A 15,224-nucleotide genomic window follows, 5' to 3' on the forward strand; every position below is an offset into this window, starting at 1 on the left:
CGCGGCGGCCGGGGCGCGTACGGCGCCCGGCCGTCCCGGACGTCGCCGGAGGGGTGGCGCTCACCGCAGCGCGGCCGTGGCCTCGTCGAGGACGATGCCCATCGAGCGGGTGCCGCGCCCCTTGGCCCAGACCTCGGGGTCCACCTCGTGGACGGCGCCGTCGCGCACCGCGGGGATCTTGCCCCACAGGGGGTTCTTCGCGAGCTTTTCGGACAGCTTGCCGTCGGCGCCGCCGAAGCTCATCGTCTCGACGAACAGCACGTCGACGCCCTGCGCGAGGATCTCCTCCAGGCTGTAACTGCCTTCGACGCCGCGGGACTTCCACGGGTAGGCGGCGAACCGGGGGAAGAGGCTGGCGGTCACGTCGCCGTCCGGGGTGGCCACGCCGAAGTTCTCGTCGCTGCCGTAGATGACGAGGGCGGTCTTGTCGCTCGGGGCCCGCTCCGCCGCGGCGAGCCTGGTGCGGAACACCTTCTCGGCCTTCTCCCCCGCCGCCGTGCGGCCGGTGAGGGCGGCCGTGTCGCGCAGGTAGCCCACACTGTCCTCCCACGTCTCGGGCTGCATGGCCCAGAAGGTGGTGGCGCCCTTCAGGGCCGGGGCGAGCTTGCCGTGGGTGTCGCCCAGGCCGATGACGAGGTCCGGCTTGTGGGAGAGGATCGCCTCCACCTCCGGGGCGATGAACCCGCCGGGCACCACGGGGACCTTCTTCGCGGCGGCCTCGCCGAGGAAGCGGGGGTGGGCGAGCAGGGTGCTGTTGGTGGCGGCCGGGACGATGCCGAGCTCGGTCAGGATGTCGTCGCAGAGCGCGAACAGGCAGACGATCCGCTCCGGCTTCTTGTCGAGGGCGACGCGGACGCCGTTGACGTCGGTCAACTCCGTGGCCGCCTCGATGGGTTCGACGGCGGTCTCGGCCTTGGTGGCCGGCCGGGGCTTGTCGGGGGCGGACGCCTCCGGGGACGTGCCGCAGCCGGCCAGGAGGGTGGCGGCGACGGCGGTGGTGAGCCAGCCGCGTACGGATCTCCTGCGGGCGCTCGGCGTGGGGGCGTTCGGGATGGGTGCGTTCGGCATGGGTGGGTGCCTTCTCCGCTCGGGAACCTGGAACGCACAGAACATACATGATAATCATTTTCAGCTGACTCGCCGAAGGATCCCTACCGTCCGGAGAACCCCTTGACCGACACCGCACTCCTCGTTTCCGACCACGTGGCCGGATCCGTCTCCGTGCTGGCCGTGCCCGACGGCACGGTCACCGCCCGTCTCACCGGCCGCCACCTCTCCGAGCATGCCGGGTTCCTGGCGCTGCCGGGCGGGCGGGTGGCGTGCGTCGACGACCGCAGGGGCGAGCTGCTGGTGCTCGATCCGTTCGGCGACGCGCTCGTGGCGCACGCGGTCCCCGTCGCCGTACCGGCCGAGCACCTGGCCTGCGATCCCACCGGCCGCCTGGTGGCGGTGACGACCGGCCTGGGACGGAACACCGACCCGTGGTCGGACCTGCTCACGGTCGTGGACCTGGCCACCGGCGAGACCGCCCGGGTCCGCACCCGCGCCGACGAGCCGGGCGTCACGGTCCTCGGCGGCGCCGAACCGCTCGTCGTCCTGCGGCACCGGACGCCCGGCGCGCTGGCCGTCCACCGCTTCGCCGACCTCCTCGCCGCCCCGCCCGGATGCCCCCCGGCACGGCCCCACGCGCTGCTGCCGCTGCCCGACGGCGGGCACGGCGACGCCCACGAGCCGGGCAGTGGACGGGTGTTCGCCGCCACGGCGGCCGGCGTGCACACGGCCCGGCGGGACGGCGACGCGCTCCGGGCCGAGGCGGTGATCCCGTGGGACTGCCCCGCCCGGGGCTGGTACCTCCGCCTCGACACCCGCCGGCCGGCCCTGTGGACCACGCTGCGCGGCGGCCCGTCCGACCCGGCGCGCTGGCAGGAGTGGACGAACCGGGCCTGGCGGCACGACCTGACGACCGGACGCACGTCGCTCACCGACCTCGGGCCCGGACTCGTCTTCCGGCTGGCCTTCGCCCGGAACCACACCGCCTTCACCCGGGTCCACCCCGACGGCGACGAACTCGTCCTGCTGGACCACGGCCTCGCCGACCCGGCCGTCCGCCGCGTCCCCCTGCCCGCCATGGACGGCGCCCCCCGCGCGGGCGGCACCCCCTGGGAGGGCGTCGAGCGCCGCGCGGTCGCCGCGTCACCGGGCTCCGACCTCGTGGCCGTCACCCGCGGCGGGCACGGCGAGGTCCACCTCCTGGACGCGCGGACCGGCCGGGAGACGGCCCGGATCCGCCTCAGCACCCCCCTGCACCACGGCGGTCACCTGGCGCTCGCCGGCCGCGGCGACGGCGCGGAAGGCGACCCGGTCGGCCGCTGACCCGCCGCGTCCGCCGGATCAGCAGATCACCCAGTGGCCGGGGGCGGTCTCCTTGAGGGTGCTGGAGACGCCGACGCTCCACAGGCCGAGCTTCTGGTTCGACCCGTTGGCGTAGGCGTAGCCGCCGGACTGGTGGGCGCGGCCGGCCTGGGTGTGGGCGTAGTTGCTGGCGGTGACGCAGACGGCGGTGGCGCCCGTGGTGGTGGCGGTCACCGCGCCGGAGCGGGCGCCGGGCGTGCCGGCGGAGTCGACGGCGGCGACCGTGTACCGGTAGGCCGTGCCGGGGGTGAGGCCCGTGTCGGTGTACGCGGGCGTGGTGATCGGGGCAGTGCCGCCGACGCGCGTGCCGTCGCGGTACACGTGGTAGGAGGCGGCGCCGGGGACCGCGTTCCAGGAGAGCGCTGCGGTGGTGTCGGTGGTGGCGGTGACGGTGAGGCCGGCGGGGGCGGGCAGTCCGGTCGGCGGATTCGTGGTGCCGGTGGCGCCGAGCGCCCTGGCCATGTTCATCACGGCCGTCATCTGCGGGCCGCCCTTCTGGGCGTAGTCGGCGGACTTGTAGCCCCACCAGTCCCAGCAGGCACGGGGGTTGCCGGTCATGGTGGTGGCCTGCGGGTACAGGACGATCATGTCGTTGGTGTCGGCGTACTCGTTGAGGTACGCCTTGTCCATGAGCGCGGTGCCGACCTGCCCGTAGGACTGGTAGCAGCCGTGGAGGGTGACCATCAGGGTGCAGGGGGCGCCGTCCTGGCAGGACCGGGGGACGTACGCGAAGCCCTCGGCGCCCATGCTGATCGCGCCGGGGCTGCCGCCGGGCGTGTGGGCGCTCTGGTCGAACTGGACCAGCTTCCCGGTGAGGGCGGACGTGGAGGCCGGCTTCACGCTGCCGAGCAGGTGGGTCAGCATGGACCTGACGGGGTCGCCGCCGCAGTTGTTGACGTACGGGGAGCTGGTGGAGGCGCAGGAGTTGGGGCCGATCGGGCTGACCCAGGCGTGCCCGGCGGCGGACGCGTCGTCGTAGACGACGTCGGCGCCGAAGTCCCGGTAGTAGGTGGCGAGGTCGTCGTTGACGGGCGCCTTGACGGTGCTGTCGTTGGTGCCGTGGAAGAGCCAGACCTTGTCGCCGGAGAGGCGGGCGACCGGGTCGACCGTGCCGGCGGCGGCCCGGTCGCGGGTCAACTGCTCCAGCTGGGCGGGGGTCTTGCGGGCCTGGAAGGTGTCCATGCACGCGTACAGGGCGGTGTTGAGGTTGTTCTGGGCGCAGTCGTAGGGACCGGCCGAGAAGATGCCGGCGCCCTGGACGACGTCGGAGTAGGCGACGTGCAGCTGGTTCGCCATGAATCCGCCGGACGAGAGCCCGCTCACGTACGTGGCGGTGATGTCGTACTGCTGCAGCGTGCCGCGGGTGGGCGCCGGGACGGCCGCCGCGGCGCCGGGAGCCGTCGACGCGGCGACGCCGACGGCCGCCAGCACGGCGACGAGGAATGTCCTGATCTTCATGTCGCATCTCCAGAGGGGGTCGAGATGCGGACATCCTGGTGAACGGGCGGGAGCGCGCCCACGGGTCGGTCCACCACATCCGCGCGGACGGGTGTGGCGCGCCCTGCCATAGAAGCGGAAGGCTCAGGCCCGGACGCCGGGGTCGGCGGCGGCGTCCTCCGGGCGTGCCACCCGCACCTCCAGCGGGGCCCGGAACGACAGCAGGCCGAGCAGCGGGGGCGGTGCCGAGGGGTCCGCGAGCCGGAGGCCGGGCAGGCGGCGGGCCGCGGCCCGCAGGGCGACCGCCGCCTCCGTACGCGCGAGCGTGGCGCCGGGGCAGAGGTGACGGCCGGCGCCGAACGCCAGGTGTCCGCGGGCGTTGTCCCGGCGCGGGCACATCCGGGCCGGGTCCGGGAAGACGTCGGGGTCGGAGCCGCTGCCCATGAGCATGAGCAGGACGTGGGCGCCCGCCGGCAGGTCGACGCCGCCCAGGCGGGTGGGTGCGGCGGTCACCCGGCGCCAGGTGGTGACGGGCGGTTCGCGGCGCAGGACCTCCTCGGCCCACGCCTCGGCGAAGCCCGGCTCGCCGGCGGCGCGCGCCCAGGCGCCGGGCTCGTCGAGGGCGCTGCGGAGCACGGTCGCGAGGAGCTGCCCGGTGGTGGACTGGCCGGCGATGAAGACGAAGAAGCAGGCGGCGACGGCCGTGTCGGCGTCCAGCGGGGTGCCGTCGGGCAGCCGGTGGGCGGCCAGCGCGGCGACGAAGGAGCCGGGCGGGGCGGTGGCGTCGCGGACGGTGGCGGCGAGCCACTGGTGGAACTCGCCGGCGAGTGCGGCCAGTTCCAGCTGCCGGGCGGGGGTGGGCCGGCCCCAGAAGAGCTCCAGGGAGGCGTCGCTCCAGGCGATCAGGGTGGCGGGGTCGACGCCGCGGATGCCGAGGAGTTCCATGAGCACCCGGCAGGGCAGGAGCTGCGCGTAGGGACCGAAGAGGTCGAGGTCGTCGGTGCCGGGGACGCGCGGGGGCAGCGCGTCGAGGAGTTCGCCGGCGAGGCGCTCGATCGCCGGCACGGCGGCGGTGACGCTCCGCGTGTCGAAGAAGCGTGTCACGAGGCGGCGCAGTCCCGCGTGGCTCGGGGTGCCGTTGTTGGCGAGCGCGGGCGGGAGCCGGAAGCCGGCGCGGACGAGGATCCGCATCGCGGCGACGGACAGCGGGGTGACGGCGCTCTGGGCGTTGTCCGGGAGGAACCGGTCGGTGTCGAGGAGGGCCTGCCGGATGTCCTGGTGCCGGCTGACCAGCCACAGCCCGGTGGCGGGGTCGTGGTGCACGGGCGCCTCGGACCGCAGGCGGTCCAGCCACGGGTGCGGGTCGCGCACGAAGGGGTCGCCGAACAGGTCGAGCGGGCCCAGGGGGCCGGCGGGGCCGGGCACCGGGCCGGGGGCGGACGGTGCCGCGCAGGTTTCGCGGCCGTCCGCCGCCGTGATCGTCACCGCCGGAAGCTAACACGCCGGGGGCGGGGTCCCGGCCGGGGTGTGCGCCGCGTCACGCGGACTGCGGGGGGCGGGGTCCCGGCCGGGGTGTGCGCCGCGTCACGCGGGCTGCCGGGGAGCGGCGGAGGCCCGCCGGGGGGGAGGCGGCGCAAGCCCTCCCGGCTGCGACCAACGTCACGGTCCGGGTGCCCGCATGCCCGCCCGATGTGACCGGATGCCCGCCTAATGTGGAGGGATGAACGATTCGCCCGGCTGCCCGCTGACCGACGTCGCCGCCACGTACATGCCCCGGCTCTCGGAGTTCTCCTTCGAGCCGGGGCTCGTGGCCGCCGTCGACCAGCACGCCGCCGCGGTGTGCGACGCGCTCCTCCCGGCCCAGCGCGGTCCGGGCTCCGGGCCGGACTCCCGGACGCTCGACCGGGAGGAGCTCGCCGACTACGTCCTCGGGTTCACCGACTGGCTGACCGAGGTCGGCTGGGTCGAGCCGGTCGGGCACGACTTCGCGTCGCTGCGGCTGACGGCCGTCTGCTGGCTGATCCGGGAGCACGACCTACTGGCGGCCTGAGCCGTACGCCGGGCTCCCGGGACGGGGTCCGTCACATCGGGTCCATCGGGGGCTCCTCGCCGGGGCGCCGCTCGCGGCGCTGCTGCTCCGTGCCCATGCGCTCCTGCGCGGCCGACATGCCGCCGCGGGCGTCCGCGCGGCCCCGCTGGTACGCCGAGATCTGGTCCTTGGCGCGGCCGGTCTCCGATTCGGCGGCCGACAGCCACCGCTCCCAGCGGCTGCGCATCGGGGTGACGAGACCGCCGCCGACGCCGACGATCACGACGCCCGCGATCGTGGCGAGCACCGCGGTCAGCACCGGTCCGGTCACCGAGGTCGCGATGCCCGCCTGGCTGAGCGCGGCGATCACGCCGAGGCCGACGATGAACGCCCACGCCGCCGTGGCGAGCACCCGGCCGTAGGAGGTGCTGCCCAGCGCGCCCTGGACGATGTCCCGGACCGCGCGGGCGATGGCCATGGCGACGACGACGATGACGCAGGCGACGATCGCCCGCGGCAGCCAGGCGACGATGCCGTTGATCATGACGCTGACCGGGTTCGGGCCGAAGACCCCGAAGGCCAGCTGGAGGGCGATCAGCAGCACCGCGTAGTAGAGGATCTTGGCGATGATCCCGGTGGCGTCGTACTTCGACCCCCTGAGGGTGTTCGCGACGCCGCTGCGCTCGGCCATCCGCTCGAAGCCGACCTTGCGCAGGAGTCGGTCGGCGACCTTGGCGATCATCTTCGCCACGAACCAGCCGACGAGGAGGATCGCCAGGAAGGCGATGAACTTGGGGACGAACTCGGCGACGGCGGACCAGGCATCCGTGAATCCCTGGCCGAAGTCGACCGAGAGGGCGAGGGTCTGCGGCATCGCGCCATCACTCCGCTCGGAGACGGGCCCCGTACGGACGGGGGCCTGGACTCCCGACGTAACTACGAGCGCCGCGACCTCGCCCGTTCTCAGCGCTCCTGCTGGGCCGATGGGGTGGAAGCCGCGCGGGAGGGGTGCCGATCCCGGCGGCGGTACGGGGCCCGGCGCCCCGTCGAGGCGGGTCGTCCGGCGGATGCCTCCCCTCGGGGCCCGGGCGGGCGCGGCGAGCGGGCCCTGGTCGCGTGCGCCGCGAGCCCGGGGTCCGCAACGGTCGCGGGGGGCCGCGGCCCCCCCGGGCCCGCCGCGCTGGGTACCATCCTCGTCCAGCCCGTGCCGCCGGTCCGGTCGGAGGAACTCCCGATGCGCGTCGCCCTCTTCGCCACCTGCGTCAACGACACGCTCCATCCGTCGACGGCCGTCGCGACCGTTCGGCTCCTCGAACGCCTCGGTGTGACCGTCGACTTCCCGCGGGACCAGACGTGCTGCGGACAGCCGCAGTACAACACCGGCTACCGCCGGGAGACCGAGCCCCTGGTCCGCCGCACGGCCCGCGCCTTCGAGGGCTACGACCACGTCGTCACGCCGTCCGGCTCCTGCGTCGCCATGGTCCGCGACCACTATCCGCGCATCGGGCGCAAGGCGCGGGCGGAGGGGCGCGGTGACGCGCTGGCGCGGGCGTCCGACGCGCTCGTGCCCCGGGTGTACGAGCTGACGGAGTTCCTGGTCGACGTGCTCCGGGTGACCGATGTCGGCGCGTACTTCCCGCACACGGTCACGTACCACCCCTCCTGCCACGGACTGCGCGCGCTCGGCCTGGGCGACCGGCCGCGCCGGCTGCTGGAGGCGGTGAAGGGGCTGGAGCTGGTGGAGCTGCCGGGGGCGGAGGAGTGCTGCGGCTTCGGCGGCACGTTCGCCGTGAAGAACCCGGACGTGTCCGCCGCCATGGGCGCGGACAAGATCCGCGCCTCCCTGTCCACGGGCGCCGAGGTCCTGTGCGGCGCCGACAACTCCTGCCTGACGCACCTGGGCGGGATGCTGCGCCGCCAAGGCGCCCCGCAGCGCGTCCTGCACCTGGCCGAGATCCTGGCGAGCACGGAAGAGGAGCCCTTCGGATGAGCGGGACGTTCCTCGGCATGCCGGCCTTCCCGAAGGCCGCGCACGAGGCCGTACGCGATGCCACCCTGCGCGCGAACCTGCGGCACGCCACCCGCACCATCCGCGACAAGCGGGCGGTCGCCGTGGCCGAGCTCGCGGACTGGGCCGCGCTGCGCGAGGCCGGGAAGCAGATCAAGGACCGGACGCTCCGGCACCTGGACACGTACCTGGTGCGGCTGGAGGAGGCCGTGACGGCCGCCGGCGGCACCGTGCACTGGGCGGCGGACGCGGCGGAGGCCAACCGGATCGTCGCCGGCCTGGTCAAGGCCACCGGCGAGACGGAGGTCGTCAAGGTCAAGTCGATGGCCACGCAGGAGATCGGCCTCAACGAGGCCCTGGAGGCGGAGGGCATCCGCGCCTACGAGACCGATCTCGCCGAGCTGATCGTGCAGCTCGGCGAGGACCGGCCCTCGCACATCCTCGTCCCCGCCATCCACCGCAACCGCGGCGAGATCCGCGACATCTTCCGCGACACGATGGGGAGGTGGGGCCGCCCGGCGCCGGAGGGCCTGTCCGACTCCCCCGCCGAGCTGGCCGAGGCGGCCCGGCTGCACCTCCGCGAGAAGTTCCTCCGCGCCAAGGTCGGGATCTCCGGCGCGAACTTCATGGTCGCCGAGACCGGCACCCTCGTGGTCGTCGAGTCCGAGGGCAACGGCCGGATGTGCCTCACCCTCCCCGAGACGCTGATCTCCGTGGTCGGCATCGAGAAGGTCGTCCCCACCTGGCGGGACCTGGAGGTCTTCCTCCAGACCCTCCCCCGCTCCTCGACGGCCGAGCGGATGAACCCGTACACGAGCATGTGGACCGGGACGACGGACGCGGACGGCCCGCGCACCTTCCACCTGGTGCTCCTCGACAACGGCCGCACCGACGCGCTCGCCGACGAGGTCGGCCGCCAGGCCCTGCGCTGCATCCGCTGCTCCGCCTGCCTCAACGTCTGCCCGGTGTACGAGCGGGCCGGAGGGCACGCGTACGGCTCCGTCTACCCCGGTCCGATCGGCGCGATCCTCACCCCGCAGCTGCGCGGCACCGCCAGTGAGGTGGACGCCTCCCTGCCGTACGCGTCCTCGCTGTGCGGCGCCTGCTACGACGTGTGCCCGGTCGCCATCGACATCCCCGAAGTCCTCGTCCACCTGCGGGAGAAGGTCGCGGAGCGGGGCGGCAAGGGGCACCGCCTGGAGAAGGCCGCCGTGAAGGCGGCGGCGTGGGTGCTCGACCGCCCCGGCGTCCTCGCCGCGGGCGAGCGGGTCGCGTCGAGGACGCGCGCCCTGCACCCGAGGAAGCTACCCGGGCCGGGCGCCGGTGCGTGGACGGAGAGCCGCGACCTGCCCGAGATGCCCGCCGAACCGTTCCGCGACTGGTGGAAGAGGAACCGCACGTGACCCAAACCTCCCGCGAGCGGATCCTCGGCCGGGTCCGCCGCGCGCTCGCCGACGCGCCCGCCGCCGGGGAACCCGAGCGCGGCTACCTCACCGCCCACGCCCCCGCCGACCCGGCGGCGCTCCTGGACCTCCTCCACGCGAACCTGGCCGACTACCGGGCGAGCGTGCACCGCACCACGGAGGCCGGTCTGCCCGCGCTCGTCGCGGACCTGCTCGACCGGCACGGCGCCCGCACGGTCGCCGTGCCGCCCGGCCTGCCCGCGGCCTGGCTGTCCGCGACGACGGCGGAGCAGCGCCACGACGGGAACGCCGCGCTCACCCCGTACGAGCTGGACGCCACGGACGCCGTGGTCACGGGCTGCGCGCTGGCGATCGCCGAGACCGGCACGATCGTGCTGGACGGCGGGCCGGGCCAGGGCCGCCGGGCCCTCACCCTCGTCCCCGACCTGCACGTCTGCGTCGTCCGCGGCGCCGCCCAGATCGTCGCCTCCGTGCCGCTGGCGCTGCCCCGCCTGGACCCGGCGCGCCCGCTGACGTGGATCTCCGGGCCCTCTGCGACCAGCGACATCGAACTCGACCGCGTCGAGGGGGTGCACGGCCCCCGCGTCCTGCTGGTGGTCCTCCTCACCGACGCGTAGGGGTACGGCAGACGCCCGCGGCCTCCCGCACCGTCGAAGGGTGCGGGAGGCCGCGGGCGTGTGGCTCGGGCGCGTTACGCCGGAGCGTCGGCGGGGGTGCGGGACGGGCCGTCCGGGGTGCCGTCCCCGGCCTCCTCGGCGAGGCGCTGCATGCCGCTGGTGGTCTTGAGCGGCTTCTCCTTCACGAAGAGGACGCAGAGCAGCGCGAGGGCGGCGAACGGGGTGGCGATGAGGAACAGTTCGCCGGTGGCGACGCCGTAGGCGTGCTCCACGATCTCGCGGAGCGGGCCGGGGAGCGTCGACATGTCCGGGACGGCGCCGTGGCCGGCGGCGCCGCCGCCGTCGGCGGGGACGCCGGCGTCCGCGAGACCCTTGGACATCTCGGAGGCGACCCGGTTGGCGAGGATGGCGCCGAGGACGCTGGTGCCGATGGTGCCGCCCAGGCTGCGGAAGAAGGACAGGACCGAGGTCGCGGCGCCCAGTTCGGAGGCCGGTACGTCGTTCTGCGCGGCCAGGACCAGGTTCTGCATCAGCATGCCGACGCCGACGCCCATGACGGCCATGTAGAGGCTGGTCAGGGCGAAGGAGGTGTCGGCGCCGATCGTGGCGAGCAGCCCGAGGCCGGCCGTCATGGTGACCGCGCCGGCCACCAGGTACGCCTTCCAGCGGCCGGTCTTGCTGATGATCTGTCCGGCGACGGTGGAGGAGACCAGGAGGCCGAGGATCATGGGCAGGCTCATCAGGCCCGCGACCGTCGGGGACTTGCCCAGGGAGATCTGGAAGTACTGCGACAGGAAGACGGTGCCGCCGAACATCGCCAGACCGACGAAGAGGCTCGCGACGGTGGTGAGCGTGACGGTGCGGTTGCGGAAGATGCCGAGCGGGATGACCGGCTCCGGCACCCGGGCCTCGACGAGGACGGCCGCGACGAGCAGCACGAGGCCGCCGCCGGTCAGCGCCGCGGTCTGCCAGGAGGCCCAGTCGAAGCTGTTGCCGGCCAGCGTCACCCAGATGAGCAGCGCGCAGACGCCGGCGACGATGAGGAAGGCGCCCAGGTAGTCGATCTTCGCCTCGCGGCGCAGGTCGGGCAGCTTGAGGGTGCGCTGGAGCAGCACGATCGCGAGCAGCGCGAAGGGGACGCCGATGAAGAAGCACCAGCGCCAGCCCAGCCAGGACGTGTCGACGAGGACGCCGCCGATGAGCGGGCCCGCGACGGTGCCGACGGCGAACACGGCGCCGAAGATGCCGGCGTACTTGCCGAGCCTGCGCGGCGGGATGATGGCCGCCATCACGACCTGCGCGAGGGCGGTGAGACCGCCGGCGCCGATGCCCTGGGCGACGCGGCTGAAGATCAGCAGCCCGACTTCGTGGGAGAACCCGGCGAGCAGCGAGCCGACGACGAACAGGCTCAGGGAGATCTGCAGGAGCAGCTTCTGGTTGTAGAGGTCGGCGAGCTTGCCCCAGAGCGGCACGGTGGCCGTCATGGCGAGCAGTTCGGCGGTGACGACCCAGGTGTACGAGGACTGGGTGGCGCCGAGGTCGGCGATGATCCGGGGCAGCGCGTTGGCGACCACGGTGCCGGCCAGGATGGAGACGAACATGCCCGCCATCAGACCGGACATCGCCTGGAGTATCTGCCGGTCCGTCATGGCGGCCGGGGACGCCTGGACCGGCGCCGCTGGTGAGGTCACTGCATTCTCTTTCTGGGTGGTTCGTCAGTCGTGGGAGGCGGGGGTGCCGGGGGGGTGCCGGGGGGCGGGACGAGCCCGGCGGCGAGGTGGTCGAAGGTCTCGCGGAAGACGTCCGCGAAGGAGACCTCCTCCTGCCGGACGGACCAGTGCTCGAAGGCGACGCGGAGCGCCGCGCCGCCGACGGAGGCGAGCAGCCGCGGGTAGAGGCCCAGGGCGCGCCGCCGTTCCTCGTCGCCGGGCGAGGCGAACTCGGGCCGGTCGCCGGCGAAGAGCGGTGAGCCGGTGCCGATGCGTTCGGCGAGGGTCTCGGCGAGGCCGAGTTCGTCGGCCATGTGGGCGCCGATCCGGCGGGCGAGGAGCTGGGGTGCCTTGCGGAGGACGTCCGCGTGGAGGCGCCACAGCTCCTTCTGCTGTTCGACCTCTTCCAGTTCCGCCGCGAAGGCGTCGCGGAGGGCGTCCAGGGGGGACAGCTCCGGCGGCGCGGCGAGGACGGCCCGGCGGACCCGTTCGCCCGCGTCGGCGCCGACCATGACGAAGACCTCGTCACGGGAGTCGAAGTAGTTGAAGAAGGTGCGGGTGGAGACGCCGGCGGCGGCGCTGATGGCGTCGACGGTCACGTGCTCGGCACCGTGCTCGGCGGCCAGCCGTACCGCCGCCTCGACCAGCGCGGCGCGCGTCGCCCGCTTCTTCCGTTCCCTGAGTCCGCCCTCGGCGGACACCCCCTCGACCATGGCTGCATGGTACGCAAAAATGCAGACCCTGCAAAAATCCTTTCGGGGGCGCTCAGTCCCCGCTGTCGGTGAGGAGTTCCGCGAGGGCGTCGGCGAACGCGGTGATCAGGTCGAGCCGCGGACCGCCGCGGGCGACCCGGAAGCCGTGGCGGCGGGCCCAGAACGCGGCCTGGACGGCGTGCAGCTGGGCCCAGCGGCTCACGCGCGCGCGGTCGACCTCCGCCGCGTCGGCGAAGACTTCCAGCAGCCGGTGGACGGCCCGGCCCAGGTCGCCGGCGTCCAGCAGCGTCAGCGCGCGGGACTTCAGCAGGGTGCCGCCGTCGTACGCGGGGTCGCCGACGAGCCCCTTGGGGTCGACGGCCAGCCACGGCTCGCGGTCGGCGCGCAGGATGTTCCGGCCGTGCAGGTCGCCGTGGACGACGGTCTCCGGCTGAACCCGGCCCAGGTCCCGTACGGTCGCGAGGGCCGCGCCGAGGACCCGGTCCGGCAGGGCGTGCGGCAGCTCGGCCGCGTCCCGGCGCAGCTGCTCCTCCCACGCGTCGGCGCGCGCGCTCAGCCGGGGCAGGCCGGGCGGCGCGGGAACGGCGAGGCGGCGGCCGAGCCGCCCGGCGACCGCGACCACCTCCTCGCCGTCCGCGAGTTCCGCGAGGGTCGCCGCGTGGGCCCGCTCCAGCAGCATCGCGAACCGCTCGTCGTCCCACGCGTGCAGCAGCACGGCACCGCGCCCGCCCCACGCGACGAACGCGTCCGGTTCGTGGACGTTGCCGGGGTGCGGGAACGACACCTTCAGCACGGCCGGGTCGCCGTCCCGCCGCCGTACGGGAACGACGACGCCGACTCCCCCGTGCGTCACCGCCCCGTCCGGCACGCACTCCCAGCGCTCGGTCAGCTCCGCCACGATCCCGGGCAGCCGGGCCAGCCACTCCTCGCCGGCCTCTCCTTCCCGCTCGACCGTGGTCCGTACGAACTCCTCGGGCATCGCGAACATCCCGGCACCCTACGCCGGGCGGGCGGGACCCGCCGGGGCCGTGGCCTCAGCGGCTGAGGTTGCGGAAGCGGCGGACCGCCAGGGGGAAGAAGACCGCGATCAGCGCCACCGGCCAGGCGACGGCGAGGAGTCCGGCGTGGGCCGCGGCCCAGGAGTCGCCGCCGGCGCCCGGGTTGCCGAACAGGTCGCGCACCGCCGTGGCGGTCGCCGACAGCGGGTTCCACTCCACGACCGCCCCGAGCCACGGCGGCATCGACGCGGGCGAGGCGAGCGCGTTGGAGAGGAAGCCGACCGGCCACACCAGGATCTGCACGGCCTGGACGAGTTCGGGCTTGCCGGCGACCATCGCCAGGTGGATCCCGATCCACAGCATCGCGAAGCGCAGCAGCAACAGCAGGCCCACCGCCGCCAGGAACGAGGCGAACCCCTCGTGCCAGCGCCAGCCGACGGCGTACCCGACCGTGAGCATCACGGCCAGGCCGACCGCCGACTGGAGCATGTCGGCGACGCTCCGTCCGACCAGGACCGCGCCGGAGGTCATCGGCATCGCGCGGAACCGGTCGATGACGCCCTTGCCGAGGTCCTGGGTGACGGCGAGCATCGTCGCCTCCAGTCCGAAGGCCATGGTCATGGCGAGCATGCCGGGCACCAGGTACGCCTTGAAGTCGCCGTCGACGCCCTGGCCGCCGCCGATCAGGTAGCCGAACATCAGCAGCAGCATCACCGGGAAGACCAGGCCGACGACGACCTGGACGGGCCGGCGCGCCCAGTGGGCCAGTTCGCGCCTGGTCATCGTCCAGGAGTCGGCGAGGGCCCAGCCCAGCCGGGAGCGGGTGCGGGGCGCGGTGGCCACGGCGTGGACCGTCGTACTCATGCGGCGTCCTCCTTCGTCAGATGCATGAAGACCTCGTCGAGGGTCGGCCGGCGGACGGCGATGTCCTCGGCCTCGATCCCGGCCGCCTGGAGGGCCCGTACGGTCTCCGTCAGCGCGGCCATCCGGTCCGTGACGGAGGCGCTGACCAGACGCCGGTCGGGGTCGACCCGCACGTCGCCGGGGAGGAGGGCGGCGGCGCGGTCCACCTGGGCGGCGTCGCGGACGACGACGTCGACGCGGTCGCCGCCGGTGCGGGCCTTCAGCTCGTCCGCCGTGCCCTCCGCGATGACCCTGCCGTGGTCGATCACGGCGATCCGGTCGGCCAACTGGTCGGCCTCCTCCAGGTACTGGGTGGTGAGCAGGACGGTCGTGCCGCCGTCCACCAGCGAGCGGACCGCGTTCCACACCTCGGTGCGCCCGCGAGGGTCGAGTCCGGTGGTGGGCTCGTCCAGGAAGAGCACGTGCGGCCGGGCGATGAGGGACGCCGCCAGGTCGAGCCGGCGGCGCATGCCGCCGCTGTACCGGCCGACCGCCTTGTCGCCGGTGTCGGCGAGCCCGAACCGGGCGAGGAGTTCGTCGGCCCGCTGCCCGGCGCGGCGGGCGCCGAGGTGGTGGAGGCGGCCGAACATCTCCAGGTTCTGCCGCCCGCTGAGCTCTTCGTCGACGGCGGCGTGCTGGCCGAGCAGGCCGATCCGCGCCCGCACCTCGTCGGCGCGGGTCCGGACGTCGAGCCCCGCCACCTCGATCCGCCCCTCGTCGGGGCGGAGCAGCGTGGACATGATCCGCACCGCCGTGGTCTTCCCGGCGCCGTTGGGGCCGAGAACGCCCTGGACGGTACCGGCCCGGACGGTGAGGTCGAGGCCGTCGAGGGCCTGTTTGGCCCCGTACCGCTTCCGCAGGCCGTCGGCGACGATCGCCAGATCGTGGTCGGACACACGCCCTCCCTGAGAGTTCATTAGTCAAGTTTGACTAGAGCGAGGCGCCACCGTACGGCACACTTCCCCGACTAGTCA

Annotated in this window: 14 protein-coding genes; 5 read left to right on the top strand and 9 right to left on the bottom strand. The window is 74.2% G+C overall.

The window, feature by feature from the left end:
- Positions 1–60 precede the first annotated feature (60 nt).
- Complete coding sequence (locus tag ACFVQZ_RS00345) at positions 61–1,068, bottom strand: ABC transporter substrate-binding protein (RefSeq protein WP_383618483.1); 1,008 nt, start codon at positions 1,066–1,068, stop codon at positions 61–63.
- A 102-nt stretch (positions 1,069–1,170) separates the two neighbouring features.
- On the opposite strand from ACFVQZ_RS00345, the gene ACFVQZ_RS00350 reads away from it, so the two are divergent.
- The gene (locus tag ACFVQZ_RS00350) at positions 1,171–2,373 is read left to right on the top strand and encodes a hypothetical protein (RefSeq protein ID WP_383618485.1); all 1,203 of its coding nucleotides are present in this window, start codon (positions 1,171–1,173) and stop codon (positions 2,371–2,373) included.
- 18 nt (positions 2,374–2,391) lie between these two features.
- Here ACFVQZ_RS00350 and ACFVQZ_RS00355 read toward each other — a convergent pair whose 3' ends face one another.
- Together ACFVQZ_RS00355 and ACFVQZ_RS00360 are read right to left on the bottom strand one after the other, a co-directional pair.
- On the bottom strand, positions 2,392–3,870 hold the full coding sequence (locus tag ACFVQZ_RS00355; RefSeq protein WP_383618486.1) for a fibronectin type III domain-containing protein: 1,479 nt from the start codon (positions 3,868–3,870) through the stop codon (positions 2,392–2,394).
- 123 nt (positions 3,871–3,993) lie between these two features.
- The gene (locus tag ACFVQZ_RS00360; protein WP_383618487.1) at positions 3,994–5,334 is read right to left on the bottom strand and encodes a cytochrome P450; all 1,341 of its coding nucleotides are present in this window, start codon (positions 5,332–5,334) and stop codon (positions 3,994–3,996) included.
- A 235-nt stretch (positions 5,335–5,569) separates the two neighbouring features.
- Here ACFVQZ_RS00360 and ACFVQZ_RS00365 point away from each other — a divergent pair, with 235 nt between their 5' ends.
- Positions 5,570–5,899, top strand: coding sequence for a DUF6401 family natural product biosynthesis protein (locus ACFVQZ_RS00365; RefSeq protein ID WP_030495444.1), 330 nt, complete (start codon positions 5,570–5,572; stop codon positions 5,897–5,899).
- A gap of 31 nt (positions 5,900–5,930) precedes the next feature.
- Here the strand turns inward: ACFVQZ_RS00365 and ACFVQZ_RS00370 are convergent, their stop codons facing one another.
- The gene (locus ACFVQZ_RS00370) at positions 5,931–6,752 is read right to left on the bottom strand and encodes a hypothetical protein (protein ID WP_383618488.1); all 822 of its coding nucleotides are present in this window, start codon (positions 6,750–6,752) and stop codon (positions 5,931–5,933) included.
- A 360-nt stretch (positions 6,753–7,112) separates the two neighbouring features.
- Between ACFVQZ_RS00370 and ACFVQZ_RS00375 the strand changes: the two genes are divergently transcribed.
- Genes ACFVQZ_RS00375 through ACFVQZ_RS00385 form a run of 3 tightly spaced genes read left to right on the top strand, consistent with a single transcriptional unit; the run spans position 7,113 to position 9,927 of the window.
- Positions 7,113–7,868: a (Fe-S)-binding protein gene (locus ACFVQZ_RS00375; RefSeq protein WP_383618489.1), complete on the top strand. Its 756-nt coding sequence runs from the start codon at positions 7,113–7,115 to the stop codon at positions 7,866–7,868.
- On the top strand, positions 7,865–9,289 hold the full coding sequence (locus ACFVQZ_RS00380) for a LutB/LldF family L-lactate oxidation iron-sulfur protein (RefSeq protein WP_383618490.1): 1,425 nt from the start codon (positions 7,865–7,867) through the stop codon (positions 9,287–9,289). The genes ACFVQZ_RS00375 and ACFVQZ_RS00380 overlap by 4 nt, the downstream gene beginning before the upstream one ends.
- On the top strand, positions 9,286–9,927 hold the full coding sequence (locus tag ACFVQZ_RS00385; protein WP_383618491.1) for a lactate utilization protein C: 642 nt from the start codon (positions 9,286–9,288) through the stop codon (positions 9,925–9,927). Before ACFVQZ_RS00380 ends, ACFVQZ_RS00385 begins: the two co-directional genes overlap by 4 nt.
- A gap of 74 nt (positions 9,928–10,001) precedes the next feature.
- Here ACFVQZ_RS00385 and ACFVQZ_RS00390 read toward each other — a convergent pair whose 3' ends face one another.
- From ACFVQZ_RS00390 to ACFVQZ_RS00410, 5 genes are read right to left on the bottom strand one after another with little or no spacing between them, the layout of a single operon-like run.
- The gene (locus ACFVQZ_RS00390; protein ID WP_383619509.1) at positions 10,002–11,576 is read right to left on the bottom strand and encodes an MDR family MFS transporter; all 1,575 of its coding nucleotides are present in this window, start codon (positions 11,574–11,576) and stop codon (positions 10,002–10,004) included.
- A gap of 38 nt (positions 11,577–11,614) precedes the next feature.
- Complete coding sequence (locus ACFVQZ_RS00395; RefSeq protein WP_063835325.1) at positions 11,615–12,349, bottom strand: TetR family transcriptional regulator; 735 nt, start codon at positions 12,347–12,349, stop codon at positions 11,615–11,617.
- A 52-nt stretch (positions 12,350–12,401) separates the two neighbouring features.
- Complete coding sequence (locus ACFVQZ_RS00400; protein ID WP_383618492.1) at positions 12,402–13,337, bottom strand: aminoglycoside phosphotransferase family protein; 936 nt, start codon at positions 13,335–13,337, stop codon at positions 12,402–12,404.
- 46 nt (positions 13,338–13,383) lie between these two features.
- Positions 13,384–14,211, bottom strand: coding sequence for an ABC transporter permease (locus ACFVQZ_RS00405; RefSeq protein ID WP_383618493.1), 828 nt, complete (start codon positions 14,209–14,211; stop codon positions 13,384–13,386).
- On the bottom strand, positions 14,208–15,146 hold the full coding sequence (locus ACFVQZ_RS00410; RefSeq protein WP_030495435.1) for a daunorubicin resistance protein DrrA family ABC transporter ATP-binding protein: 939 nt from the start codon (positions 15,144–15,146) through the stop codon (positions 14,208–14,210). Before ACFVQZ_RS00410 ends, ACFVQZ_RS00405 begins: the two co-directional genes overlap by 4 nt.
- Positions 15,147–15,224 lie beyond the last annotated feature (78 nt).

Source organism: Streptomyces sp. NPDC057854, assembly GCF_042797055.1.
Taxonomy (GTDB): Bacteria; Actinomycetota; Actinomycetes; order Streptomycetales; family Streptomycetaceae; genus Streptomyces.

Bases quoted from the DNA above. Each gene is read 5' to 3' on its own strand.
- ACFVQZ_RS00345 (WP_383618483.1), bottom strand. From the start codon at position 1,068: ATGCCGAACGCACCCATCCCGAACGCCCCCACGCCGAGCGCCCGCAGG.
- ACFVQZ_RS00355 (WP_383618486.1), bottom strand. From the start codon at position 3,870: ATGAAGATCAGGACATTCCTCGTCGCCGTGCTGGCGGCCGTCGGCGTC.
- ACFVQZ_RS00365 (WP_030495444.1), top strand. From the start codon at position 5,570: ATGAACGATTCGCCCGGCTGCCCGCTGACCGACGTCGCCGCCACGTAC.
- ACFVQZ_RS00370 (WP_383618488.1), bottom strand. From the start codon at position 6,752: ATGCCGCAGACCCTCGCCCTCTCGGTCGACTTCGGCCAGGGATTCACG.
- ACFVQZ_RS00375 (WP_383618489.1), top strand. From the start codon at position 7,113: ATGCGCGTCGCCCTCTTCGCCACCTGCGTCAACGACACGCTCCATCCG.
- ACFVQZ_RS00380 (WP_383618490.1), top strand. From the start codon at position 7,865: ATGAGCGGGACGTTCCTCGGCATGCCGGCCTTCCCGAAGGCCGCGCAC.
- ACFVQZ_RS00390 (WP_383619509.1), bottom strand. From the start codon at position 11,576: ATGACGGACCGGCAGATACTCCAGGCGATGTCCGGTCTGATGGCGGGC.
- ACFVQZ_RS00395 (WP_063835325.1), bottom strand. From the start codon at position 12,349: ATGGTCGAGGGGGTGTCCGCCGAGGGCGGACTCAGGGAACGGAAGAAG.
- ACFVQZ_RS00400 (WP_383618492.1), bottom strand. From the start codon at position 13,337: ATGTTCGCGATGCCCGAGGAGTTCGTACGGACCACGGTCGAGCGGGAA.
- ACFVQZ_RS00405 (WP_383618493.1), bottom strand. From the start codon at position 14,211: ATGAGTACGACGGTCCACGCCGTGGCCACCGCGCCCCGCACCCGCTCC.